This is a genomic window from Actinobacillus equuli (assembly GCF_900636745.1).
Lineage (GTDB): Bacteria > Pseudomonadota > Gammaproteobacteria > Enterobacterales > Pasteurellaceae > Actinobacillus > Actinobacillus equuli.
The window spans coordinates 1,186,561-1,211,982 of record NZ_LR134310.1 but is presented as its reverse complement, the minus strand read 5'-3'; the positions used below and the strand labels follow the sequence as shown (position 1 = coordinate 1,211,982).

Here is a 25,422-nt window from a genome sequence, read left to right as displayed (position 1 = left end):
AATCTCCGGCTTTTTTTTATTCACAAGCGGTATAATTTGAACAATATTTTGCAAAGGGGAATAGTATGCAGAATTTTGTTAGTCATTTACCTGCTTTTTTGCAATATCCGTTATTTTGGGTATTAGTATTACTTGCGATAGCGGTTGGCTTATTTATTCAGAATAAATTGCGAATGGATATTGTCGCCTTGTTGGTGATGTTAGGCTTCGGCTTAACCGGTCTATTAACCACTCAAGAAATTTTTGCCGGTTTGAGTGATCCGAATATTGTCTTGCTGGCTTTGTTATATGTAGTGGGAGAAGCGCTGGCTCGTACGGGTGTGGCGTATCACATTAGCGATTGGTTGATGCGAGTGGCGGGTTCTAGCGAAACCAAAGTATTGGTCTTGATGATGCTATCAATCGGGTTGTTGGGTGCATTTATGAGTTCGACCGGTATTGTTGCTATTTTTATTCCCGTAGCATTGGCGATTTGTGCCGGTATGAATATTTCTCCGCGGCGTATGATGATGCCGCTCAGTATTGCCGGCTTGATTAGCGGCATGATAACTTTAATTGCCACTGCACCTAACTTAGTCACGCATGCGGAATTGGTTAAAGCCGGCTACCAAGGGTTTGGTTTTTTTAGTTTTACACCGATTGGTTTGGTTGTTCTGCTATTAGGTATTCTATATATGCTAATTGCTCGCCATTGGTTGGATAATGGCGATGTACAAGTGTTAGCTAAAGACGATAATAGTATGTCGCATTTGATTGAACAGTATCAATTGCACGGGCGTGCCAAGATGGTGATTTTGCAAGAAGACTCACCGTTTATCGGTAAAACGATGGACGAGCTAAAATTGCGTTCGTTATATCGAATGAATGTGATTGCTATCCAGCGCTATAAAAATTTCCGTTCACAAATTATGGCAGCGTTCGGTAACGATCAATTGCAAGCCAAAGATATTTTACTGATGGATATCGGCATCGATGAAGAAGCTTTTGCGATGTTATGTGAGGAGTGCAAATTACAGCGTATTGAACTAAAAGGCGAATATTTTTCTACACACGCTAAATCGGTCGGCATGGCGGAATTTGCGGTGATGCCGGAAACGGAAAGTATCGGTAAAACGGTACAACAGTTAAATTTTCGTTCGACGTATGGCTTAAGCGTAGTAGGTATTAAGCGAGAAGATCGCATTCTACAAGAAAATCTACTCACCGAATCGGTGAAAGCCGGTGATGTGTTGTTAGTGATGGGTGTTTGGCAAAAAATCATTACGCTTGAAAAATACGATAAAGATTTATTTTTACTCGGTATGCCGAAAGAAGGAAAACAAATCGCACCAGCGGCAAGCCAAGCGCCTTATGCGTTATTTTCCGTTGGGTTAATGGTAATACTCATGATCAGCGGCTGGGTGCCGAATGTGCTTGCGGCTTTGATTTGTTGCTTGTTACTCGGTAAGTTTCGTTGTATTGATATGAAAAGTGCTTATGACTCCATTCATATTCCGAGTCTGTTATTAATTGTCGGTATGATGCCGTTTTCGACCGCAATGCAAAAAACGGGTGGTGTATCGTTAATTGTGGAAGAGTTTTTAGCGCTTACCGGCGGGGAAAGTACGCATTATAGTTTGGTGTTAGGCGGTTTATTTGTGCTTACTGCATTAGTTGGGCTGTTTATTTCGAATACGGCAACCGCAATCTTAATGGCACCGATTGCAATTGAAGTAGCGAAACAATTGGGCTATTCACCGATTGCATTTGTGATGGTGATTACGATTGCATCCTCGGCGGCATTTATGACACCGATATCTTCGCCGGTCAACACCATGGTGATTGCGCCTGCCGGTTATCGGTTTATGGATTTTGTGAAAGTCGGTGTACCGTTCACATTATTAGTAATGGGCGTAACGATATGGTTAGTTCCGTTATTATTTCCGTTGTAGTTTGCGTCCATTAGCTAAAAAGCCTGTGATTTTTATGATCACAGGCTTTTTTTAGTAGCATGAAGCGGTATAATTCGGCGGATTTTTTACAATAAGAGAGAATTATGCAAACCATCATCAATTATTTACCTTCCTTTATGCAACTTCCCTTGTTTTGGGTATTAGCGATTCTGGCTGTTGCGGTCGTGCTATTTATTCAAAATAAATTGCGTATGGACATCATCGCACTCATGGTGCTATTGGCATTTAGTTTAAGCGGTATTTTAACCACCAAAGAAGCGTTAGCCGGATTTGGTGATCCAAACGTGATTTTACTTGCACTACTTTATATCATTGGTGATGCGCTTGCTCGAACCGGTGTGGCGAATCAAATGAGTGATTGGTTACTACGTGTAGCGGGAGCGAGCGAAGCTAAAGTGATTGCCTTGCTGATGCTATCGATCGGTACACTCGGCGCATTTATGAGTTCAACCGGTATTGTGGCGATTTTTATTCCGGTGACTTTAGCGATTTGTGCCAGTTTAAATATTTCGCCTCGCCGTTTAATGATGCCGCTTGCTGTTGCCGGTTTAATCAGCGGTATGATGACTTTAATCGCTACCGCACCTAATTTAGTGACACATGCCGAATTAGTTAAAGCCGGTTATGAAGGGTTTCATTTCTTTAGTTTTACCCCGATCGGTGCGTTAGTTTTAGTGCTTGGTATTTTATATATGTTAGCAGTACGCCGTTGGTTAGATGACGGCAGTATGCCTGTATCAGTCAATAATGACGATTCAATGGCACATTTGATTGAAGAATATAAATTAAATGGTCGAGCCAAAATGGTAGTGTTAAGCGAAGGTTCACACTTTATTGGTAAAACTATTGATGAATTGAATTTGCGTTCGATTTATCAGCTTAATATTATTGCAATTCAACGTTATAAGAACTTCCGTCATATTACCTTAGCGGCTTTTGGTAAAGACCAATTACAAAAGAAAGATATTCTGTTGATGGATATCGGGGTGGATGAAACTCGCTTTGCACAACTTTGCGAAGAATTCGGGATGCAGCAAATTGAGTTAAAGGGAGAATATTTTTCAACGCAATCTAAGTCGGTCGGTATGGCGGAATTGGGCGTGATGCCGGAAACCGAAACCATCGGGCAAACCGTTGATGCGTTAAATTTCCGTTCTAACTTTGGTTTAAGCGTGGTGGGGATTAAGCGAGAAGGGCAAATTCTACAAAATAACTTACTGACCGAAACAGTGAAGTCTGGCGATATTTTACTGGTAATGGGCGTGTGGCAGAAAATCACCGCGATGGTACAAATTCGCAAAGATTTCTTCTTAATCGGCATGCCGAAAGAAAGTAAGCAGGCTGTTCCTGCTGCAAGTCAAGCGCCTCATGCCTTATTCGCATTGGTAATTATGATCGGTTTAATGATTAGCGGATTAGTACCGAATGTCATTGCCGCTTTTATTGCCTGTTTGTTATTGGGGGCATTTCGCTGTATTGATATGAAATCCGCTTATGAATCGATTCATTTTCCGACCTTGATTTTGGTGATCGGTATGATGCCTTTCTCACTGGCGATGCAGAAAACTGGCGGTGTCGCATTGATGGTTGAGAAATTTATCGGGTTAACCGGTGGGGCGAACACGGCATATCCGCTCATTTTGATTGGGTTATTTGCATTGACTGCAGTGGTCGGTTTGTTTATTTCAACCAGTGCGACAGCCATTTTGATGGCGCCAATTGCGATTGAAGTGGCTCGTCAGCTCGGTTATCCGCCGACAGCATTAGTGATGGTGGTGGCGATTGCGTCTTCCGCGGCATTTATGACGCCGATCTCGCCGGTCAATTCAATGGTAGTTTCGCTTGGTAATTATCGTTTTAGCGATTTTCTTAAAGTCGGTTTACCTTTTACGGTAATTACGATGTTAGTTACCGCCTTTTTGGTACCAATTCTTTTCCCTTAGATAAGTAAGCGGTCGATTTTGAATGTTTTTTTACGAGTGTAACATTTAAAATCGGCCGCTTTTTTATGGGGTTAGACGTAAAAGTATGAGAAAAATTATTTCTTTTTTATTAATAGTCTATTAACGATAATTGGTCTTATCATTAATAATTATTCCTCTATAATACGCCCCTGCACAAAAGAGAAGAGATGATATTCGAGGAATAATAATGAGATTAACGTTTAAACATATTTTTTTATCACTTTTTTTAGGCATTGCCTTAAGTATTACAGCCAGTTTACCCGTCATTACGAATGCTGAAGCGAAGCAAGAACAACAAGAGAAAGTGATTGGTGCATACGAAGAATTAAATAGTGCCTTAATTAACCCGAATTTTACTAAGTTACAAAGTCTGTTAGCTGATGACTTTAAATTAATCACAGTAAAAAATGATACGCTCACAAAGCAAGAATGGATTAAAAGCCTCCAAAAAGGCAACATGAAGTACAATGCGATTCAAGAATCTAAAATCAAAGCAAAAGGTTATGATGAATTGTTAGTAACAGCTCGTGTATTTGGTGATCTATGGGATCAAGAAGGTAGTTGGAATGTAAAATTTGATATTGGTACTAAGCAAAACGGCGATAAAGTACAAATTACCAAAATCGTGGTAAAAGCAGTGGATGCATAAGTACGCTATCTAAGAACAGTGTTCACCTTGGCGGTCGGACTTTGCAAGTTTTTTGCAAAATCTGACCGCTTTTTTTATCACTCGCCATAGCGTCTTTGCATGATTTCCGTAAGAATATCAAAGACTTTTAAGACTCGAGGAGATGTGATCTGTTGATAAGGACGATATAAATAGAGTTGCCATTTTTCAAATTGTTGTTCAGGAAAAATTTGTACCAGTTGTCCGTTTTCAATATATGGTTTGCAAATAGTATTACCAATATGTGCAATGGTTCTACCGGCAAGAGCAGCTTGTAATTCACTATAGAGATCCGTCGTAATAAAGCCTAATTTTTGTGGCACGAGGACAGTATTCTCATCGATATAAATTTCCCACGGCTGACCGGTCGTTGCATTAATGAGGCTGCTAAAAGGAAAGTTTTTACGTAAATCGTCTAAGTCTTTCGGCACTCCCCAGCGTGCAATGAAATCGGGCGATGCGACAAAAATATCGTGCATTTCAGCTAATGGTCGCACGATAAAGTTTGGATTCGGCTCTTTACTGGCGCGGATACCGATATCAATTCGGTGTTTAACATTATCTAAGCGTGCGGCATCGACTCGCCAATCAATAATTAAATCCGGATAAGGCTTAAGAGCCTGTAGCAGTTCAAATAATATTTGTTCTTGATCACGTAGTTTAGGTAGGGTGATGCGTACCGTGCCAGCCATCTCATCTTGTTGTTTTTTACCTAAATTGAATACGCGTTCACTCTCAGTTAAAAGTTGTTTAGCGTGTAATAGAAATTCTTCACCGAAATCTGTTAAGGCAATATTGCGGGTGGTTCGTTTGAAAAGTTGTTCGCCTAATTCATTTTCCAATGCATTGATAACCCGTGTAATGACAGGCGGAGAAATCGCTAATTGATTTGCCGCCTCTCGGAAATTTAATGTTTGTGCTGCAGTGCAGAAGTATTTCAAAGCATCAAGTTTATTTAACATATTGTTTCGCTATCGGAAAGAATGAGAGAAATCGATTGTATAAAAATACCAATGATTTGAATATAGAAAGTTAGCGGTTTATGTCTTTTGTTATTTATTTTACATCCTAAAATATTTTGCATAGTTATGATTAGTTTTATTTATTTGAGCAATAAGTAAAACTTTTCTATAATAAATAACTGAATTTGGTGATATTTTAAGAATATTTAAGGAGAATCTTGTATGTCATTAAAAAGTGGAGTGTTTGGGCTTACACTCCTTTCGATTTCTATTGCTCAAGCTCACAATGTATGGCTAGAACCAACAAAAAATACGAATGAATATGTTGTGAAGTTTGGTCATGAAACCACAGAACCCTATCCTGAAACAAAACTCCAATCTGTTCAATTACTACAAAAGAATGGAGTTCTCTCTTCCATAAAACCTCAATTTAATCAAGGTGAAGCCTATTTTAATGCCGGTCGTCATTCCATGGTATTTTTGGAATTTAATAACGGTGTTTGGTCGAAATTACCGAGTGGTAAATATGTTGAGAAAACCAAAGCACAAGAACCTACAGCTGTACTCAGTTTAAATCCAATAAAACTTGGTAAAGCGATTCTAGTGTGGAATGCCGATTCATTTAAACCTCATGCCGTTGAATACGAGTTAATTCCGCTTTCAAAACCTGTTGCGGACAAAGCGATGGATATTTTGGTTTTACGCCACGGTAAGCCAGCATCGGGTATTAAAGTCGGTTTAGGTGAGGATAAACCTTTTAACCTAACAAATGAAAATGGGATTGCTCAATTTACACCGACAGCAGGCTATAACAAAGTTTGGGCTGAGTTTGAAGAAAAGGGCGTTGTTCATCCGGATTATACGGAGAGAACAATCGAATATATGCTGACGTTTGAAGTAAAATAATGAGATTAAAATATTTATTAGTAATGCTATTTGCATTGACCTCTTTAGGTGTTTCAGCGCATAGCCTACATTTATTTGCGCTTTATGACGGGCATGAAATTTCGGGTAAATCGTTTTATTCCGATCAATCGCCTGCTGCCGAAACTTATTTGGAAGTCTTTAGATTAGGTAGAGATGGGAGTGAGACAGTGCCGATTGCCACGGCAAAAACCGATGTTTACGGCAGTTTTTCTATTCCGATTTCCGGTGACGGCCCGTTCAAAGTGGTGGTAGAAGGAGCGGAGGGGCATCGTGCCGAGGGTATCGCTGATAATGTTGTTAAACGTACATTAGGGCGAGCCGAGTTCGAAGTATTACGAGAAGATATTCAGAAGTTAAAACATAAAATTTACCTCCACGATCTTATTGGTGGGATTGGTTATATCTTCGGATTATTTGGTATTGTGACATTATTAAAAGCAAGAAAGGACAAAAGCTAAGTGCATTTATCAGAAGGCGTTTTGCATGCCCCAACATTACTTGTCGGTGCCGTTATAGCGACTGTCGGAGTGGCAATTGGCTTGCGTAAACTTGATTATGGTCGTTTAACATTGACCGCATTATTTGCATCCGCATTTTTTGTTGCCGGAACCATTCATGTACCTGTCGGCATTGGTAGCGTACATTTAATTTTAAATGGGATGGCAGGGCTGTTTTTAGGTTGGGCCGTGTTTCCCGCCTTCTTCGTTGCACTGGTTTTACAAACGTTATTGTTTTCATTTGGTGGTTTTTCCATCTTAGGCATAAATTTATGTGTCATGGCATTACCGGCATTACTCGTGCATTACGTTTTTCGAAGTTCGCTTGCTTTAAATCTCTCTCGTCAGCAATTAATGGTGTCCGGTGTTGGCGCAGGCGTGATAGGAGTCGGAGGGGCAATCTTACTTGCTTCGGCGGTTTTGGCGTTTGATGGCGGTAAGAATTATGCAGATTTGATCGGCTTGTTGATCGTTTCACATCTGCCGATATTTTTAGTTGATAGCATCGTGAGTGTCGGCACATTATTTACGCTGGCAAAAATGTATCCTAACGTATTACAAGAAGTATAATGGCGCATTTATTTCAAGTACATTGGCGGCTGTTTTATTTGTTTGTCTTTGGCGTAGTAATCAGCGGGCTGAAATCGGTAAATATTTTACTTTTTTTGACCGCTTGTTTAGTCCCTTGTGTTCTTATCAGCCAAATTTTTTATGGACGATCATTAAAAGCCTTAGGTCGCCGTTGGCTCAAATTCAATATTTTTACGTTATTGATTTGGCTAACGCTAAGTTGGCGCTTGGATACATTCTCCGTGCAATGGAATCCGCATGGTATTGAACTGGCAAGCTTAATTAGCCTACGAATGAATTTGATTTTATGTGCGACATGGTTACTATTATTGAATGTAAATGAAGTCATGTTGGTTCAAGCTATTAGCCGACTTCCTCTTTCATCGAAATTAATTCATCTCTTTGTTTTAAGTATTCGCTATATTTCCGTATTAAATGAAGTAAACCGCAAGATGGATATCGCAATGCGAGCACGAGGCTATCAGCCGAAATGCAATTGGCTCACCCTGAAAATCACTTCACAACGCGTGGCATTATTGCTTATTCATGCCATGGTGCGAGCGGAAAGAACGGAAATAGCGCTGAAAGCACGAGGCTTTAAATTTGGCGCTAAATGATTTGCGGCTAAGTATAAAAATAAAAAATGAGTATATTGGAAATTAACAACCTGACGGTTTTTCGCAATCGACAAGCGGTCATAAATGCCCTAAGTTTTGCCATTGAACCGCAGCAACGAGTGTTTTTACAGGGGGAAATCGGTGTAGGAAAATCCACACTACTGCTTTCATTGCTCGGTTTCTTGCCGATTCACTCCGGTGATATTTATTTGTTTGGCACGCATTGCCAACGAGAAAAAGATTTTGTGCCGTTTCGTGGCAAAGTCGGCATTTGTTTTCAAAATGCAGAAGACCAATTATTTGGCCCCACCGTATTAGATGATGTTGCCTTTGGTGTGTTAAACCAAGGCTACCCTCAAGCACAAGCTTATCAAATCGCTCTTGAACAACTTCAGATGTTAGATCTTGAATATCTGAAAGATCGTCCGGTGAATGCGCTTTCCGGCGGTGAACAGAATTTTACCGCTTTAGCCGGCGTACTCGCGATGAAACCCAAACTACTACTGCTTGATGAGCCGACCAATGGTTTAGATGCAAAAAACTGTGCGAAATTGACCGCTTTACTCAAACAACTCCAATTACCGATGTTGGTGGCTTCGCACGATCAAACCTTTACGCGACAGTTAGCAGATAAAACGCTTTATTTACAAAAATAGTGGCAAAGCCACTTATGCAAACACACAGGAAAATGAAATGAAGCTTATTAAAACTACCCTTACTGGGATAGGGCAAATCTTTTTGCAAGAAAATGGTTTGTCCGGTTTGGTTATTGTTATTGCGATGTTTTTTAGTCACTGGACGTTAGGGGTAAGCTGTTTTCTCGGCGCACTTATCGGTACGCTGACAGCTAAAATATTAAAGTATCCGCCACAGCAAATTAGCCAAGGACTTTATGGCTTTAATGCAAGTCTAGCGTTTATGTGCACCATGTTTACCTTTGCGGAAGTGGATGCCTCCAATCCGTTAATTTGGGGTATTGGTCTTGTTGCTTCGATTGTTGCAACGTTAATTATGCGTTTATTTGTGAAGAAGAATAAAGTCGCATTTACCTTTCCGTTTGTGTTGAGCTGCTGGTTCTTTTGTTGGGGAATCGCCAAATTAGGTTTATTCGGTTTAACCCAGACAACGCCTCCTTTAGCGGATTACACCGGCACGCTCGATGCAATCCAAGAACCTTTCTATGCTTGGGCGGAAGTGAATTTTGGAACCAGTATGGTGACCGGCACCTTACTTTTTTTAGCGATTGCTATCAGTTCACCCATTGCAGCAATGTATGGTGTAGCGGCAGCTGCGATAGGCGCGGCATTTGCTCATCATTTACCGGGAATCGATCACAATAGTCTTGCCAACGGCATTTATGGCTTCTCTCCTATTTTAGTGGCGTGTGCTTTTGCCGGCACCCAATTACGCCATTTCCTATATGTCATTATCGGCACTTTACTTGCTATTCTTATTCAATATGCGGTTGCTCAAACAGGACTGGCAACTTATACCATCGGATTTATCGTTGCCAGCTGGCTTTTATTGATTGTTAAGAAACGATTGGATAAGGCTGCATTTGATAAACATAAATTAGTGCAATTACTCAATCCATAAATTCTTCCTCTTCCCCTCTTGGGAACCGGATTTTATAAATAACTCATAAAATTAAGAAGGTACAAAATGCATTTAACTTCAAGAGAACAAGAAAAATTGATGTTATTTCTTGCGGGGGAGCTTGCGGCAAAACGCAAGGCTCGTGGTGTGAAATTAAATTATCCGGAAGCAATCGCTTATATCGCCAGCCACTTACAGGAAGCGGCACGTGACGGAATGTCGGTGGCGGAAGTAATGCAATACGGCGCAACGTTATTGACGGTTGACGATGTAATGGAAGGCATTGCGGAAATGGTTCACGAAGTCCAAATCGAAGCCACTTTCCCTGACGGCACCAAATTAGTGACGGTGCATAATCCGATTAGATAGCATAAGTGATACCCTCGCCCTCTGTGGGAGAGGGTATCCCCCTCTCTCTGCAGAAAATTGCCTGACGCAATTTTCTGCTGTCTCTCTCCCTCAAGAGGGAGAGAGTAATAACATAAGGAATAAAAAATGATCCCCGGAGAATACCAATTAGCAGACGGTGATGTACGAGCGAATGTGGGTCGCAAAACCGTCAAATTAGAAGTCGTAAATAGCGGCGACCGTCCGATTCAAGTCGGTTCGCACTATCATTTTTTTGAAACCAACCACGCCCTAAAATTCGACCGCTTGCAGGCTCGCGGTATGCGCTTAAATGTGCCGTCCGGCAATGCAGTGCGTTTTGAACCCGGTGAAGCGAAAGAAGTAGAACTGGTTGAGTTTGGTGGTAATAAAGTGATTTACGGTTTCCATAACGAAATCGACGGCAAATTATAGGGAGTAAGAAAATGGCATTAACAATCCCACGCAGTCAGTATGTAGCGACTTATGGTCCAACAGTCGGTGATAAAGTCCGTTTAGGCGACACCGATTTATGGGCGACAATTGAACAAGATTTTTTAACTAAAGGTGATGAGTGTAAATTCGGCGGCGGTAAGTCGGTACGTGACGGTATGGCACAATCCAGTACCGCTACCCGAGATAATCCGAACGTATTGGATTTTGCTCTCACTAACGTGATGATTATTGACGCAAAATTAGGCATTATTAAAGCGGATATCGGGATTCGTGACGGACGTATTGTCGGCATTGGTCAGGCGGGTAATCCGGACACCATGGATAATGTGACGCCAAATATGATTATCGGCGCAAGTACCGAAGTACATAACGGCGCTCATTTAATTGCGACTGCAGGCGGTATCGATACTCACATTCACTGGATTTGTCCGCAACAAGCACAACATGCTATCGAAAACGGTATTACCACCATGATAGGTGGTGGTTCAGGCCCGGCGGACGGCACGCACGCGACCACTTGTACTTCGGGTAAATTCAATATTGAAAGAATGTTCCAAGCTTGCGAAGCGTTACCGGTTAATATCGGCTTTTTCGGCAAAGGTAACTGTTCTACGCTTGAACCGCTTAAAGAACAAATTGTTGCCGGTGCGTTAGGCTTAAAAATCCACGAAGACTGGGGCGCAACACCGGCGGTGATTGACGCAGCGTTAAAAGTGGCGGACGAGATGGACGTGCAAGTGGCAATTCACACCGACACGCTCAACGAAAGCGGCTTCTTAGAAGATACAATGAAAGCGATTGACGGACGTGTGATCCATACCTTCCACACCGAAGGTGCCGGCGGCGGTCATGCACCGGATATTATTAAAGCAGCGATGTATCCAAACGTATTACCGGCTTCAACCAACCCAACTCGCCCATTTACTGTGAACACGATTGACGAGCATTTAGATATGTTGATGGTTTGCCATCACTTAGATAAACGTGTGCCGGAAGATGTCGCATTTGCCGACAGCCGTATCCGCCCTGAAACGATTGCGGCGGAAGATATTCTGCACGATATGGGCGTGTTCTCAATTATGAGTTCAGACAGTCAGGCAATGGGACGTGTCGGCGAAGTAGTCACTCGTACGTGGCAGACTGCGGATAAAATGAAAGAACAGCGTGGAGCATTAGGCGATGAAGGTAACGACAACTTCCGTATTAAACGCTATATTGCGAAATATACGATCAACCCGGCAATCGCTCATGGTATCAGCCAACACGTTGGCTCGCTTGAAGTGGGTAAACTGGCTGATATCGTACTATGGAAACCGCAATTCTTCGGCGTAAAACCGGAGTTTGTGATGAAAAAAGGCTTTATCAGCTTTGCGAAAATGGGCGACCCGAACGCTTCAATCCCAACGCCACAACCGGTATTCTACCGTCCAATGTTTGGTGCAAGTGCGAAAGCGAATACCGAAAGTGCAGTATACTTCGTTTCCCAAGCTAGCGTGGATGCGAACATCAAAACGCAATACGGCATTCAGAAAGAAACCCTAGCGGTAAAAGGCTGTCGTGATGTAGGCAAAAAAGACCTCGTTCACAACAATGCAACGCCTGAAATTACCGTTGATCCGGAACGCTATGAAGTACGTGTAGACGGCGAGCATATTACTTGTGAACCAGCGACAAAAGTGCCGCTTGCACAGCGTTATTTCTTGTTCTAAATGAACTGCATACGAGCCGTATGCAGTTCGCTGACCCGAACCACTTTGTGGCTCTCAGAAAAAGCCGCAAAGTGGCTTAGATTAATTAACCTAGTACGGCTCGTGCTAGGTTTGTAAGGAGACTCTATGAAACTCTGGTATTCCACCACTAGCCCTTTTGTGCGTAAAGTGTTAGTTACGCTAAAACATCAACAATTAGAAGCTAAAACCGAGCTGTTAAAAATTAGTTCGTCATTTGACCCAAATTCGCCGCACAACCAAGACAATCCGCTTGGACGTGTACCGGCTTTACAACGTAATTGCGGCAATTGGTTATTCGGCAGCCAACTGATTTGTGAATATCTCGATCAAAAAGGCGACCAACCGAAATTATTCCCGGAAAGCGGTAAACCACGCTGGGCGGCGTTAGCGTTACATAACCTTGCGGACGGTATTTTAGAAAACACCGTACCGATTATGGCTGAACGTATGCTTCGCCCTGAAAACGAATGGTGGACAAGCCGTCAAGAGCAGTTAATGGATCGTAATATTCGCTCGTTCCCACAGCTTGAAAAAGCGATTGAGCCATTCGGCACAGAGCTAAATATCGGCACAATCAATGCAGTTTGCTTAATCGACTGGTGGCAATTCCGTGCCGAAAAACTTGGTTACGATCTTGCAAAAAATCACCCGAATTTGACCGCTTGGGCGGAAGAAATGAATGGCAAATATGCTGTATTGGCGGAGACAAAACCACACGTCTAACTACAAAACAGGTTGCAGAGCAACCGTACAATGCGTAACCCCATACGTAGTATGGGGAATGGAAGAAAGATAATGCAAATCCTTAACCCAATCCTTCCGGTAATGGAAGACATTTTAGGTAATTTGGCGGCACTTAAAGCAAGTGGGCAAATTACTACACAACAAATTGATTATGTACCGCTCGAATGGTTTGAGAGCGAGCGCAATATTTTACGTAAAAAAAGTCGGTCGGGACGTGAAGTGGCGTTTCGCCTTTTGAAAGAAGGACAACGTTTGAAGCACGATGACGTGGTGTTTGTGGGCGAGAACCTGGTGATTGCGATTGAAATTTTGCCATCTGAGGTCATTGTACTTTCGCCGAAAACCTTGCCGGAAATGGCGCGTGCTTGCTATGAAATCGGTAACAAACATTCGCCATTATTTTTAGACGGTGATGAAGTCACGCTTCCGTACGACAAACCGATGTTTGAATGGCTACAAGCGGCCGGATTTGAACCGAAGAAAGCAGAACGACGCTTAAGCCAAGCGTTGCGAGCAAATTCCGCGCAGGGACACGGACATTCTCACGGTCACAGTCATGCGCACGATCATCACGGCTATCATCACCATGGAGACGGAAATTGGCACAAGCACTAGATTTCGCACGTATGGGGCAGTTAGGGGCGTTGTTACACTTAGTTGATCCTACGCTGCCAATCGGTGGTTTTAATCATTCCAACGGCTTGGAAACCTTTGTGCAACAAGGCAAAGTGAACAGTCGAGCAAGTCTTGAAGAGTATGTTCAAACCCAGCTGATGCAGAACTGGATTTACAATGACGGTGCGTATTTATCACTGGCATTTGATGCAATGGCAAACCACGATTTAGACCGCTTGTTGGCGTTAGATCAAGAGCTTGCCGCCAGCAAAATCGCTCGTGAGAGTCGTGAGGGCAGTTATAAATTAGGTGTACGATTGCTGAAGATTTTTATTCGTTATGAAAATCACCCATTACTGAGTGCTTTCCAACAAGCGATCAGCGAAAAGCGTTGTCAGGGTTATTTCCCAATCGTATTTGCAATGGTGGCGCAAGCAATGAATCTAGATAAAGCCGAAACGCTCTATGCGTTCTACTACAATGCGGCAGTCGGAGCGGTAACCAATGGCGTAAAACTAGTACCGTTAAGCCAAATGGACGGGCAAGATATTTTATTTGCACTACGCACACCACTTGCGCAAGCGGTCGAAAATAGCCTAAATCCTGATCCTGAATGGCTCGGTGCAGCAACACTAGCAAGCGATATTCGCTCAATGCAACATGAACAGCTTTATACAAGACTTTATATGTCTTAATTTGAATAATAGGAAAACCAATGCGTAAATATATCAAAATCGGGGTGGCAGGCCCTGTGGGGGCGGGGAAAACCGCATTAATCGAACGTTTAACTCGTGAAATCGCAAGCAAATACAGTGTTGCGGTTATTACTAACGACATTTACACCCAAGAAGATGCGGAGTTTTTAACTAAAAACAGTTTGCTTCCACCTGAACGCATTATGGGGGTGGAAACCGGTGGTTGTCCGCACACTGCGATTCGTGAAGATGCTTCAATGAACCTTGAAGCGGTGGACGAAATGGTCGCTCGTTTCCCGGAAGTTGAGCTGATTTTCATTGAATCAGGCGGCGATAACCTTTCAGCAACCTTTAGCCCGGATTTAGCGGATGTAACCATTTTCGTAATTGACGTGGCACAAGGTGAGAAAATTCCACGTAAAGGCGGGCCGGGTATCACACGTTCAGACCTCCTAGTGATCAATAAAACCGACCTTGCACCGTTTGTGGGGGCGGATTTAAGCGTAATGGAACGTGATGCTCGCCGTATGCGTAACGGTCAGCCGTTTATTTTCACCAACCTAATGAAAAACGAAAACCTTGATGGTGTGATCGGTTGGATCGAAAAATATGCATTGTTAAAAAATATTGAAGATCCGGCGTCTTTAGTTCGTTAATACTTATAACCCTCGCCCCTTGTGGGAGAGGGACGGATTTTTCTTCGTACAGAAGAAAAATCAGGGAGAAGGGTAAGCGGTGAGAATATCGTAACATTTTGCAAATTTCCCCTCTCTCTGCAAAAAATTGCCTAACGCAATTTTTCGCTGTCTCTCTCCCACGAGGGGCGAGAATGAGCAATCAAATGCAAAGCAAACTTTTACTTTCAACAAAACTTACCTCGCAAGGTAAAACGCAGCTTGATCAATATTTTGTATCGCCACCGTTTAAGGTGATGACCTTGCCGAATTTGGATTCACATTGGCGCAATGCTTTGAATGCGATGCAGATGTCGTCATCGCCGGGATTACTGGCGGGCGATCAGCTGGATATAGAGATGACTTTGGCGGAGGGTACTGCGCTTTCGTTGAACACGCAGGCATTTACTCGCGTGCAATCAATGAATGAGGGCGATTATGCCACGCAAAAAACGTGCATAAAATTGGGCAAAAATAGCCGCTTGTTTTATCTTCCGCATCCGTTGGTGCTGCATAAAGACAGCGGATTTAAGCAAACGACCGAAATTGAGATGGGCGAGCAGTCTGAGCTGATTTATGGTGAGATTGTGGCGATTGGGCGTGTGCTAAACGGCGAACGATTCGCCTTCCGCCATTTTGCGTCCTATTTGCGAATTTCTCACCAAAATCGACCGCTTGTTACCGACCGTATTCAATGGCTGCCGGCAAAAATGGCATTGACGTCATTGAGCCAAATGGAAGATTTTTCGCATCAAGGTTCATTAACCTACATCAATTTGGCAAAAAATGCCTTAGAAATTAAGGCGATTGTGAGTGAGTTACAAGCCTTGATTGCCGAGCAAAAAGAGATGTTGGTGGGGGTATCCCAGCTAAATGACGGCGGATTAATAGTTCGAGTGCTTGCACATCGAGCGGATATCATTCAACATTTATTTGAGCGGATTGGGCAAGCTTTAAAAGCACATTCCAACATCGTGTAATTTTAGTTTAGGAGAGCAATTATGATCGCAGTTTATGCAGTATGTCATGTAAAAGCGGATAAAATCGCAGAATTTGAAGCATTGGCAAAAAACTTAATTCGTGCTTCGCTTAACGACCAAGGTTGTATTGCTTACGGCTGTGGTCCGGTACAAGGTCAGCCGAATGTGTATACTTTTGTGGAACAATGGCAATCGCAACAAGATTTGGCATTACACGCTCAGCAAACACATTTTATTGATGCAGGCGCTAGATTTGCCGAGTTATTAAGCCAGCCGATAGCGATTAATATCGTAGATTTACTTGAAGTTTGATTCTCTTTAATTGAAACAAGCGGTCGTATTTTCACAAGAATTTACGACCGTTTGCTTTTTTAATGATAGGTAAATTTGATTGGCAAGCCGGGTAACTTATTGCTAATTTGGCGGACGAATGAGCACTTAGTGCGCTAAGTGTATTAACCCTCAATCTTATTGGAGAAGAAACCCTATGGATTTCAGCAAAATTTTAAATCAAGTGCTAAGCGTTGCGCAGGAATCAGCAAAAAATGCGATGAACGGCAATACCACAACCGATAAAGTCGCTAAAATCGGTGGCGGTGCGGCGGCAATCGGTATTCTTTCTATGATCTTCGGTCGTAATGGTGGCTCTAGCCTAGCGAAATTAGGGTCATTAGCGGCAATCGGTAGTCTTGCTTATCAAGCTTACCAAAAATATCAGCAAAACCAAACGCAAGCTGCACCGGTGAGTGAAGAAAATTTTGCGGTGACAGAACAAAATGCCCAAGCAAGCAGCCAAGTGATTTTACAAGCAATGATCTCCGCAGCAGCTTCTGACGGTACGATTTCGGAAGAAGAAAGACAAGCCATTTTAGGCGAAGCGGGACAAGATCCGGAAATTCAACAATGGATTGAACAAGCGATGTACCAACCGGCAACCGTACAACACATTGCCGCACAAGTCGGTAACAACCCGGCATTAGCGGCACAAGTCTATTTAGCCGCTCGTGTAGTGTGTGCCGATTTAGCTCGCAAAGAAATCGTCTTCCTCGCCGACCTTGCCGAAGCACTTGGTTTAGACGATGCGTTAGTAGAGCAATTAGAACAACAAGCGGGCTTCTAATTCAATCGATAAGCGGTCGTATTTTATGAAAATTTTGCGACCGTTTTTTATTGTAAATCAACAACGGTATAAAGCTCGGTTGATTCAAACTCGCTTTAGTATTAGAGTAACAAGGTGATTAACTTATAATTTATAGGGGTTTTTATGAAATCAGATAAACCGGTTGAATGTGTGGGTTGTAATACTTTTGATGTCGGCTCAATCATTGATAACAGTGAACGAGATGCGAAATTTGAAAAAGTGTATGAAACACAAGCGGAAGCAGAACAAGCACTTGTGAAATTAACCCAAAAAGCACGTGATACGGAAAGCGAACCGTGTGAAATCACCAGTGAAATTAAAGCGGTAGAAGGTGGTTTTTTACTGGATGCGAATTTCCGTTTTAGTTGCCAAGCGGAAGTGGTAATTTTCCAATTAGGTACACGTGCGATCTAATTTTATTAATTTGAAAAGCGGTTGGATTTTGCTAGAAATTTGCAAAAAATGAGCAAAATCCAACCGCTTTTGTTTTCGGAGGAATTGATGAACCCTTGGATTTTATTGGGCTTTGCGATTGTTATTGAAGTGATCGGCAGTAATTGCATTAAGGCAAGCGAAGGTTTTAGCAAACCGTTACCGACAGCGGTAGCAATTGGGGCTTTTGTGGTAGCGTTATATTTATTATCGGTGATTACCAAAACATTGCCGATTGGTATTGTTTATGCAGTGTGGTCGGGTGTCGGTATTGTGCTAACCGCCATTGTGGCGTATTTCGCTTTCGGACAAAAACCGGATTTGGCGGGCTTTATCGGTATGGGTATGATTATTGCAGGTGTATTAGTGATTAACCTGTTTTCAAAGGCATCGGCTTAACTTTTGAATAAGATACAAGCGGTTGATTTTTGGAAGAATTTTGTAAGTTTTTCTTTAAAATCAACCGCTTGTTTTTACTTAAGGCTGATCACCGGCTAATGCACGAGGGAATAAATTATTATTTTCCAAATCTACATGTGCATCTAAATCAGCGGCAAACTCTTGTAAGCCTTGATATAGATTACACCAAGATGTGCAAGCCCCTTCTGGAGGAGTAAAGTTATTGGTCAGTTTTTGCATTGCTTCGACATCATTACCGGCTTCATCATGTTCGGATTCCATTACGGAAATCGGAGCCGCCGCCATTTTTCCTCTGCCGGCTTTAATCAATGGGAACAGAATTTGTTCTTCCTTCATCATATGATTCACTAAATCCGCATAAACTTTACGGATAAGTTCCGCTAAACCTTTCGGGCAATCAGCTCTATCTGCGTGAACGGATTCCACTTTTTCTGCCAATTCAATCAGCGTTGGCAATTGATTGCGATGTGTATCGTGAAAACGAGGGATAATAAAATCAATAATTTCACCAAGCGGGGCAGTACGCCAATCTTTATCAGTTAAAACGGACATCGTAAACTCCTAATAATATAGTTGATTAAATTAGTAGGAATTATAAATTTGGAAATTTAGTGGCTCTATAATCAAGACGGGGTAGCGGTTAGACTTAAATCAAAAAGCGGTTATTTTTCGCAACTTTTTCGGTATTATGTAGCTGTTGCACAAAATTATTGATAAATGAAACGTAGGGGCGAACCGATGTGTTCGCCCAAGAAAAACCAATAAGAAATGGTGTTTATCAAGGGCGGACACATCGGTCCGCCCCTACAAACTGATTTGTGCATTTGCTACATAATACTGAACTTTTTGCAAAAAATAACCTCTTGTTAGGAATGGATTAGCGATTTAACCACGCCATATATTCTTTCGTACCTTCGGCTACGGTTTTAAATGTGCCGGTGTAGCCTGCCGCACGGAGTTTGGTTAGATCCGCTTGGGTGAAGGTTTGGTAGCGAGATTTTAAATGATCCGGGAATGGGATTTTTTCGATTTCGCCTTTGCCGTGGAAGTCGATCACCGCTTGTGCCACCGCTTGGAACGATTCCGCTTTGCCGGTACCGAGGTTATAAATGCCGGAAATACCGTTTTGCCACGCCCAAATATTTACTTTCGCCACATCTTCCACATACACGAAATCACGTAAGAAGGTTTCTGAACCTTCGAATAATTTCGGATTTTCTCCTTTTAGCATTTGATTGTTTAAGTGGAACGCCACGCTTGCCATTGAGCCTTTGTGTTGTTCACGTGGACCATATACGTTGAAATATTTGAAACCGCATACCGGCGAATCCGCTTCCGGTAAAACTTGGCGTACATATTCGTCAAATAGGAATTTTGAATAGCCGTAAGCATTGAGCGGTTGTTCAAATTTACGCTCTTCAATAAAGTTATCCGAACGACCACCGTAAGTTGCCGCACTTGATGCGTAGAAGAACGGGATTTGGCGATCTAAACAGAAATGTAATAACTCTTTTGAATATTCGTAGTTATTGTGCATTAAGTATTTGCCATCCCATTCGGTAGTTGCCGAGCAAGCACCTTCGTGGAATACTGCATCAATATCGCCGAAATCATCGCCGGCAATGATCGAAGCGATAAAATCTTCTTTATCACAATAATCCGCAATATCTAAATCTACTAAATTTACGAATTTTTCGCCGTTTTTTAAGTTATCTACAACAAGAATATCTTTTCTGCCGATTTCATTTAATGCTTTGACGATATTGCTACCGATCATACCAAAGCCGCCTGTTACGATAATCATAGCTTTTTCCTTTTTGAAATTAAAAACGGGGATATTATCGGTGGATTAGGGCGGATTTGCAAATTTTGCAGCAAATTAGACCGCTTGCTAGCAAACAAAGAAAAAGCGAGACAATGCTCGCTTTTATTAATAGATAGGATTATTTTGCACGCTCAATTTGTTTTTTGAGTTTTTGCATTTTTTCTTTAATGCGTTGGCGTTTAAGTGCAGAGATGTGATCCACGAACAGCACACCGTTGAGGTGGTCGATTTCATGTTGGATACAGATAGCGAATAAACCGTCCGCATCGTAAATCACTTCTTCACCTTTACGGTTTAACGCTTTTACCTTCACTTTTTCTTTACGTGGCACTAACGCACGATGACCGGGAATCGATAAACAACCTTCTTCGATACCGGTTTCGCCGCATGATTCTAAAATCTCCGGGTTAATCAGTACCACTTGGTTAGTTTTATCGCCTTCAATATCAATCGTAATAACACGTTTTAATACGCCCACTTGCGGTGCGGCAAGGCCGATACCTTCGTGTTCGTACATCGTGTCAAACATATCATCGATGAACTGATTTAATTCATCGTCCACCTGTGCGACAGGCTCACACACTTTTGCTAACCCTTCATCCGGGTAAAGTACAACTTCTAAAACTGACATTTTTTTGTGATCTCAATCGAAAAATAAAAAATTATAAATTGGTTAATTAACTCGTTTTCTTATGATTGGCTATTTTGTGAAAAACATAGCCAAATAAGACGAACGTCCGACTAAATTACCTGTTTAATTGCGGTTTGTCTATGTTTCCTTTCAATAATCCATAATTAATTTGGGGAACTTATTAATGTCACAGACTGATTTACTGAAATTATTGCAGATTCCGCAACTGGGCGCGCAGCGAATAGCTCGTCTGTTATCCGAAGTGGATTTCGCCCAATTTTGCCAATATGACAAGCGCCAATTACAACAAATCGGTTGGAACGAAAAACAAATTCAGCGCTGGTTCAATCCGGAAATGCGTTGGATTGAGAGTGCATTGGCGTGGGCGGAGCAACCGAATCAACATTTATTGACCTTATTTGATGAGGAATATCCGTTTTTATTACGGCAAATCAGCACCGCACCGCCGGTATTATTTGTGCGAGGTTCGATAAGCAGTTTGAGTCTACCGCAAATTGCGATTGTCGGTAGCCGGGATTTTTCCGCCTACGGAGAATATTGGGCGGGCTATTTTACCGAGCAACTGATTAAACATCATTTGGCGGTAACCAGCGGACTCGCGATAGGTATAGACGGTTTTTGTCATCAGCGAGCGGTAGCGGAACAGGGAATCACTATTGCCGTTTTGGGTAGCGGTTTAGATCAAGTGTATCCGGCAAGGCATAAAAAATTGGCGGATCAGATTGTCGCAAGCGGCGGGGCGTTAGTGTCGGAATTTTTTCCGAATCAACCGCCGCTTGCCGAGAATTTTCCTCGTCGTAATCGGATTATCAGCGGTTTATCGCTTGGCACATTAGTGGTTGAAGCTACGGTGAATAGTGGTTCACTGATTACCGCCCGTTATGCGTTGGAGCAAGGGCGAGAAGTCTTTGCACTCCCGAATTCGGTACAAAATCCGTATGCACAAGGCTGTCATAAACTGATCAAAGAAGGGGCGCTTTTAACTGAGACGATAGAGGATATTTTGCAAGCGATTCAATATCAACTGCCGGATCAGCCTCGGCAACAGGCTCTGTTTGAACCGCCACAAGCGGCTGAAAACTCACAATTTTTTGCAAGGGGCAATCATCTTGCAAAAAAATTGCCGGAAATGACCGCTTGTCAGCAACAAATTGTGGAACATATCGGTCTTGATCCAATTTCGATTGATGATTTAGCGAAAGTGACCTCATTGGAAGTGGAAATACTATTAGTCGAGTTACTTGGTTTGGAATTATTAAGTGTAATTAAGCAGGTGAGTGGCGGTTATGTCAGACAATAAAAAAACGGCATCCGAAGATGCCGTTTAATGCAAAGAAGGGAAATTTATTTTTTCGCTTGTAGTACACGACGAGCGAAAATAATACAGCCGATCACAAATAGCGTTAAGCCGAGTAATTCCGCCATACCGTCCCAGTTCTCGAGATTTAGCGCTAGCGGCGCGTCAGAACCGCCCGAAGTAACGGAACCTGCAATCACAAAGGCTAACAGTACGCCGACTAAGCTTTCACCAACGATTAAACCGGCTGCGAAAAGGGTGCCGTAGCGTTCCGCTTTTTTACTTGCCGCTTCAACATCTTTGCCGCTACGTTTTGCATGGCGTTGAATATGACGATTAACCAACCAAGAAAGTAATGCGCCGATAATTAACGGTACGTTTACCACCGGCGGTAAGTAAATACCGATGCCCACGGCTAAAGTCGGTAAACCTAAACGACCTGCGCTGGCTTTTTTCAGTAAGGTATCCACGATAATTAAACAAATACCGAAAGCAACACCGACTAAAATGTAAGTCCATTCAAGGCTATTTGAGAAAATACCGTTTGAAATAGTCATCATAATCGTAGCTTGCGGTGCAGAAAGTGCTTGTGCCGCATCCATTCCTTCTCGTGGCATTGCACCGGCAAAACCGTATGCGTGGTAAAGAATTTCCAATACCGGTGTAATGACGAACGCACCTACGATACAACCGATAATTAACGCAAACTGTTGACGCCATGGCGTTGCTTTCACTAAATAACCGGTTTTTAAATCTTGTAGGTTATCGTTTGAAATCGTTGAAACACAGAATACGATAGATGCGGTGAAAATAGTTAATGCCGTGAGGAAACGTTGTCCATCCGCATTTTCCATTAAACCGATCGTATTACCCACCACCATCAGAACCAGCGAAATAATCACGATTGAGATGATACCGATACCTGAAATTGGGCTTGATGATGAACCAACCAAACCCGCCATATAACCGGATGCCGCTGCAACTAAGAAGCCGACTACCACTGCAAGAATCGTACAAAGTACAACTAATAAGAACGCTAATTCCATCGGTAAACCGACCGGTTGTAAGAAGCTGACTAATGCAATAATGATTAATGCGACGCTAGCGAGTACGGTATAAATCATCGTTTTCGGTGACAGGTCTTGTGCGGTACGTTCCACATTTTGTAATGTCGGATCTTTTAACGCACGGAAAGCTTGTGACATACCTTGTAACATCGGTTTGAACAATACGAGCAATGTCCAGATTGCCGCAATACCGATAGTTCCTACCCCGATAAAGCGAACTTTACTTTTCCATAAACCCATCGCAAAGCTAATCATATCCGCATCGGCCGGCATTGAAGTAGTCGCTGTGAAGTAAGGGACTGCAACACCCCAAGTAAAGATTGTACCGACTAACATAGCGATACCGCCCATCATACCGACTAAATAGCCAGCACCGAGTAATGCAAAAGAGAAGCCCATCGGTAATTGGAAGATCGCATTACCACCTTTAAACCAGTAGCTTGCTCCGTCAGCAACCACTCGTAAACCGTTAGTTAAGAAGCTTACCAATGCAGCCAATAGACCGCCTGATACGATCTCTTTGACGCCACTATCTTTGCTATCTGCTTCATCACCAGCTTTTAGAATTTCTGCTGCCGCAACGCCTTCCGGATAAGGAAGATCACTTTTTACCACCATGACATTACGTAACGGCACGGTGAAGATAACCCCTAAAGTCCCGCCGGAAATACAAATCAGTAAAGTTTGCCAAAACGGGAAGTTTTGCCAATAACCCATCATTAATAATGCAGGGATAACAAAGATAACCGATGAAAGTGTACCGGCAGATGATGCTTGGGTTTGTACCATATTGTTTTCTAGGATATTTGACCCCTTAAACATTTTGAGTACAGCCATTGAGATAACCGCGGCCGGAATTGATGACGCAAACGTCATGCCCACTTTTAGGCCTAAATAAACGTTAGATGCTGTGAACACCACCGTGATGAGCGCCCCTAAAATCATTCCGCGTAGGGTCAACTCACGTAGAGCAGTAGGATTATGCATAAGTCCTCCGAAATAAATAAAACAACATATTATAGGAAAACCAACAAATGTAGATAATTATTCAGCTTATTTTGCGTACATTCCAACTAACATTTACACCAAATTGTGATATAGCGCAAAAAAATAGAGCCAATTTTATAAAAATTGGCTCTAAATGAAAGAATGCGTAAGTGCATTAAAATGCAGTTTTTGCAAATTTTTATGAAAATTTGACCGCTTGTTATTGTTCTTCCGTATCGGTCACCGGTTTTTTAGCGAAATAGTTATAAGCGACTAACAACGCAAATAATCCGACAATAATGGCGGTAATCACATCTTTATTGAAGACCTGTGCCATATAACCTAATACGATACCGACCCCACCGAAATCTGCGTCCGAGAAGGTAGTATTGGCAAAACCTAATGAACCGAGAACAGGTAATAAGAACACCGGTAAGAAAGTGATTAATACACCGTGTGCAAATGCACCGATAATCGCACCGCGGCGACCGCCGGTGGCATTACCGAACACGCCTGCGGTTGCACCGCAGAAGAAGTGTGGCACAACACCCGGTAAAATCAGTACCCAATTTAATTGTCCTAATACGGCTAAACTGATGACCCCGCCGGCAAAGCTGGCTAAGAAACCGATTAATACCGCATTCGGTGCATAAGGGAAGACAATCGGGCAGTCCAACGCTGGTTTGGCATCCGGTACTAATTTTTCAGAGAAGCCAGTAAATGCCGGTACGATCTCCGCTAAAATTAAACGTACCCCTTGTAGAATGACATATACGCCGGCAGCAAAGGTAATCGCTTGGATCGTTGCATAAACCAAATAGTGTTGTCCGCCGCTGAGAGTTGAAACATATTCGCTACCGGAGGCAATCGCTAATACGTAGTAGATCACCATCATGGTGAGTGAGATTGAAATCGAACTGTCACGCAAGAAGCTGAGGTTTTTCGGTAAATCCATTTCTTCGGTAGATTTTGAGCCTTTTCCGACCGCTTGCCCAATTGCGCCGGCTAAGACATAACCTAAGGTGCCGAAATGACCGAAGCCGACATCATTACTACCGGTTACCTGACGCATATAACGATGTGCAATTGCCGGAAAGAACGCCATAATTAAGCCTAAGGTTAATGCACCGACAAATACCAATTGTACGCCCTCAAAACCGGCTACGGTCAGAATCACGCCGATCATACACGCCATATAAAAAGTGTGGTGACCAGTTAAGAAGATAAATTTCAGACGGGTAAAACGTGCAACGATAATGTTCGCAACCATACCGAATGCCATAATTAGTGCGGTAGCAGTTCCGTATTTTTCGATTGCCATAGATACAATCGCTTCGTTATTCGGAATAATACCTTGTACATTAAATGCATGTTCAAACATACCGCCTAACGGTGTTAATGAACTGAGTAACACGGTTGCACCGCCGCTTAGCACTAAGAATCCGAGAATGGTTTTTACTGTGCCTTTAATAATATCGGGTAGCGCTTTTTTCTGGGCGACTAAGCCAACTAAAGCGATTAAGCCGACTAAAACGGACGGCACTTTCAATATATCTAAAATGAAAAAGAGAATTGAGTCCATAACTCAC

General features: G+C 42.5%; 28 protein-coding genes. 22 read left to right on the top strand and 6 right to left on the bottom strand.

Annotated elements, in window-relative coordinates; all coding sequences use genetic code 11:
* Positions 1 to 65: 65 nt before the first annotated feature.
* From EL121_RS05685 to EL121_RS05675, 3 genes are all read left to right on the top strand, one after another.
* Positions 66 to 1,931 carry an SLC13 family permease gene (locus EL121_RS05685; RefSeq protein WP_039198303.1) on the top strand — a complete coding sequence of 622 codons (1,866 nt, stop codon included), beginning with the start codon at positions 66 to 68 and terminating at the stop codon, positions 1,929 to 1,931.
* A gap of 104 nt (positions 1,932 to 2,035) precedes the next feature.
* Positions 2,036 to 3,895 (top strand): SLC13 family permease, encoded by a 1,860-nt coding sequence (locus EL121_RS05680; RefSeq protein WP_039198302.1) that lies wholly within the window; start codon positions 2,036 to 2,038, stop codon positions 3,893 to 3,895.
* A gap of 208 nt (positions 3,896 to 4,103) precedes the next feature.
* Positions 4,104 to 4,565 (top strand): nuclear transport factor 2 family protein, encoded by a 462-nt coding sequence (locus tag EL121_RS05675; protein ID WP_039198301.1) that lies wholly within the window; start codon positions 4,104 to 4,106, stop codon positions 4,563 to 4,565.
* Between the two features lie 77 nt (positions 4,566 to 4,642).
* Here EL121_RS05675 and EL121_RS05670 read toward each other — a convergent pair whose 3' ends face one another.
* Positions 4,643 to 5,545 carry a LysR family transcriptional regulator gene (locus tag EL121_RS05670; protein ID WP_039198300.1) on the bottom strand — a complete coding sequence of 301 codons (903 nt, stop codon included), beginning with the start codon at positions 5,543 to 5,545 and terminating at the stop codon, positions 4,643 to 4,645.
* Positions 5,546 to 5,767: 222 nt separating this feature from the next.
* Between EL121_RS05670 and EL121_RS05665 the strand changes: the two genes are divergently transcribed.
* From EL121_RS05665 to EL121_RS05580, 18 genes are all read left to right on the top strand, one after another.
* A complete protein-coding gene (locus EL121_RS05665; protein ID WP_039198299.1) occupies positions 5,768 to 6,451 on the top strand; it encodes a DUF4198 domain-containing protein in 684 nt (227 codons plus the stop codon).
* Positions 6,451 to 6,930, top strand: a complete 480-nt coding sequence (locus tag EL121_RS05660; RefSeq protein WP_081978380.1) for a hypothetical protein — start codon at positions 6,451 to 6,453, stop codon at positions 6,928 to 6,930. Before EL121_RS05665 ends, EL121_RS05660 begins: the two co-directional genes overlap by 1 nt.
* Positions 6,931 to 7,539, top strand: a complete 609-nt coding sequence (gene cbiM, locus EL121_RS05655) for a cobalt transporter CbiM (protein ID WP_039198297.1) — start codon at positions 6,931 to 6,933, stop codon at positions 7,537 to 7,539.
* Complete coding sequence (locus tag EL121_RS05650; protein WP_039198296.1) at positions 7,539 to 8,156, top strand: energy-coupling factor transporter transmembrane component T family protein; 618 nt, start codon at positions 7,539 to 7,541, stop codon at positions 8,154 to 8,156. The genes cbiM and EL121_RS05650 overlap by 1 nt, the downstream gene beginning before the upstream one ends.
* A gap of 26 nt (positions 8,157 to 8,182) precedes the next feature.
* A complete protein-coding gene (locus EL121_RS05645; protein WP_039198295.1) occupies positions 8,183 to 8,812 on the top strand; it encodes an energy-coupling factor ABC transporter ATP-binding protein in 630 nt (209 codons plus the stop codon).
* A gap of 37 nt (positions 8,813 to 8,849) precedes the next feature.
* Positions 8,850 to 9,752 (top strand): urea transporter, encoded by a 903-nt coding sequence (locus EL121_RS05640; RefSeq protein ID WP_039198294.1) that lies wholly within the window; start codon positions 8,850 to 8,852, stop codon positions 9,750 to 9,752.
* Positions 9,753 to 9,818: 66 nt separating this feature from the next.
* On the top strand, positions 9,819 to 10,121 hold the full coding sequence (gene ureA / locus EL121_RS05635) for an urease subunit gamma (protein ID WP_005599005.1): 303 nt from the start codon (positions 9,819 to 9,821) through the stop codon (positions 10,119 to 10,121).
* A 126-nt stretch (positions 10,122 to 10,247) separates the two neighbouring features.
* Positions 10,248 to 10,553 (top strand): urease subunit beta, encoded by a 306-nt coding sequence (gene ureB, locus EL121_RS05630; RefSeq protein ID WP_039198293.1) that lies wholly within the window; start codon positions 10,248 to 10,250, stop codon positions 10,551 to 10,553.
* A gap of 11 nt (positions 10,554 to 10,564) precedes the next feature.
* Positions 10,565 to 12,283, top strand: a complete 1,719-nt coding sequence (gene ureC, locus EL121_RS05625) for an urease subunit alpha (RefSeq protein WP_039198292.1) — start codon at positions 10,565 to 10,567, stop codon at positions 12,281 to 12,283.
* A 126-nt stretch (positions 12,284 to 12,409) separates the two neighbouring features.
* On the top strand, positions 12,410 to 13,027 hold the full coding sequence (locus EL121_RS05620; RefSeq protein WP_039198291.1) for a glutathione S-transferase: 618 nt from the start codon (positions 12,410 to 12,412) through the stop codon (positions 13,025 to 13,027).
* Positions 13,028 to 13,099: 72 nt separating this feature from the next.
* Positions 13,100 to 13,663 carry an urease accessory protein UreE gene (ureE, locus tag EL121_RS05615; protein ID WP_039198289.1) on the top strand — a complete coding sequence of 188 codons (564 nt, stop codon included), beginning with the start codon at positions 13,100 to 13,102 and terminating at the stop codon, positions 13,661 to 13,663.
* A gap of 11 nt (positions 13,664 to 13,674) precedes the next feature.
* The gene (locus EL121_RS05610; protein WP_164997545.1) at positions 13,675 to 14,358 is read left to right on the top strand and encodes an urease accessory protein UreF; all 684 of its coding nucleotides are present in this window, start codon (positions 13,675 to 13,677) and stop codon (positions 14,356 to 14,358) included.
* Positions 14,359 to 14,378: 20 nt separating this feature from the next.
* On the top strand, positions 14,379 to 15,014 hold the full coding sequence (gene ureG, locus EL121_RS05605; protein ID WP_009874590.1) for an urease accessory protein UreG: 636 nt from the start codon (positions 14,379 to 14,381) through the stop codon (positions 15,012 to 15,014).
* A gap of 185 nt (positions 15,015 to 15,199) precedes the next feature.
* Positions 15,200 to 16,012, top strand: coding sequence for an urease accessory protein UreD (locus EL121_RS05600; RefSeq protein WP_039199081.1), 813 nt, complete (start codon positions 15,200 to 15,202; stop codon positions 16,010 to 16,012).
* A 21-nt stretch (positions 16,013 to 16,033) separates the two neighbouring features.
* Complete coding sequence (locus EL121_RS05595) at positions 16,034 to 16,324, top strand: putative quinol monooxygenase (RefSeq protein ID WP_039198287.1); 291 nt, start codon at positions 16,034 to 16,036, stop codon at positions 16,322 to 16,324.
* A gap of 175 nt (positions 16,325 to 16,499) precedes the next feature.
* Positions 16,500 to 17,132, top strand: a complete 633-nt coding sequence (locus EL121_RS05590; RefSeq protein ID WP_039198286.1) for a tellurite resistance TerB family protein — start codon at positions 16,500 to 16,502, stop codon at positions 17,130 to 17,132.
* Positions 17,133 to 17,276: 144 nt separating this feature from the next.
* The gene (locus EL121_RS05585) at positions 17,277 to 17,567 is read left to right on the top strand and encodes a YfcZ/YiiS family protein (protein ID WP_005602339.1); all 291 of its coding nucleotides are present in this window, start codon (positions 17,277 to 17,279) and stop codon (positions 17,565 to 17,567) included.
* 87 nt (positions 17,568 to 17,654) lie between these two features.
* Entirely contained in the window at positions 17,655 to 17,984 is a 330-nt protein-coding gene (locus tag EL121_RS05580; RefSeq protein ID WP_039198285.1) for a DMT family transporter, read from the top strand.
* A gap of 78 nt (positions 17,985 to 18,062) precedes the next feature.
* Here EL121_RS05580 and EL121_RS05575 read toward each other — a convergent pair whose 3' ends face one another.
* From EL121_RS05575 to def, 3 genes are all read right to left on the bottom strand, one after another.
* A complete protein-coding gene (locus tag EL121_RS05575; RefSeq protein WP_039198284.1) occupies positions 18,063 to 18,557 on the bottom strand; it encodes a hemerythrin domain-containing protein in 495 nt (164 codons plus the stop codon).
* 325 nt (positions 18,558 to 18,882) lie between these two features.
* Positions 18,883 to 19,809: an ADP-glyceromanno-heptose 6-epimerase gene (rfaD, locus tag EL121_RS05570; RefSeq protein ID WP_015674211.1), complete on the bottom strand. Its 927-nt coding sequence runs from the start codon at positions 19,807 to 19,809 to the stop codon at positions 18,883 to 18,885.
* 139 nt (positions 19,810 to 19,948) lie between these two features.
* Positions 19,949 to 20,461 (bottom strand): peptide deformylase, encoded by a 513-nt coding sequence (gene def, locus EL121_RS05565; RefSeq protein WP_039195517.1) that lies wholly within the window; start codon positions 20,459 to 20,461, stop codon positions 19,949 to 19,951.
* Between the two features lie 184 nt (positions 20,462 to 20,645).
* Between def and dprA the strand changes: the two genes are divergently transcribed.
* The gene (dprA, locus tag EL121_RS05560; protein ID WP_039198282.1) at positions 20,646 to 21,782 is read left to right on the top strand and encodes a DNA-processing protein DprA; all 1,137 of its coding nucleotides are present in this window, start codon (positions 20,646 to 20,648) and stop codon (positions 21,780 to 21,782) included.
* A 44-nt stretch (positions 21,783 to 21,826) separates the two neighbouring features.
* Here dprA and EL121_RS05555 read toward each other — a convergent pair whose 3' ends face one another.
* Entirely contained in the window at positions 21,827 to 23,833 is a 2,007-nt protein-coding gene (locus tag EL121_RS05555) for an OPT family oligopeptide transporter (RefSeq protein WP_039198281.1), read from the bottom strand.
* Positions 23,834 to 24,053: 220 nt separating this feature from the next.
* Positions 24,054 to 25,415 (bottom strand): PTS ascorbate transporter subunit IIC, encoded by a 1,362-nt coding sequence (locus EL121_RS05550; protein ID WP_039198280.1) that lies wholly within the window; start codon positions 25,413 to 25,415, stop codon positions 24,054 to 24,056.
* Positions 25,416 to 25,422 lie beyond the last annotated feature (7 nt).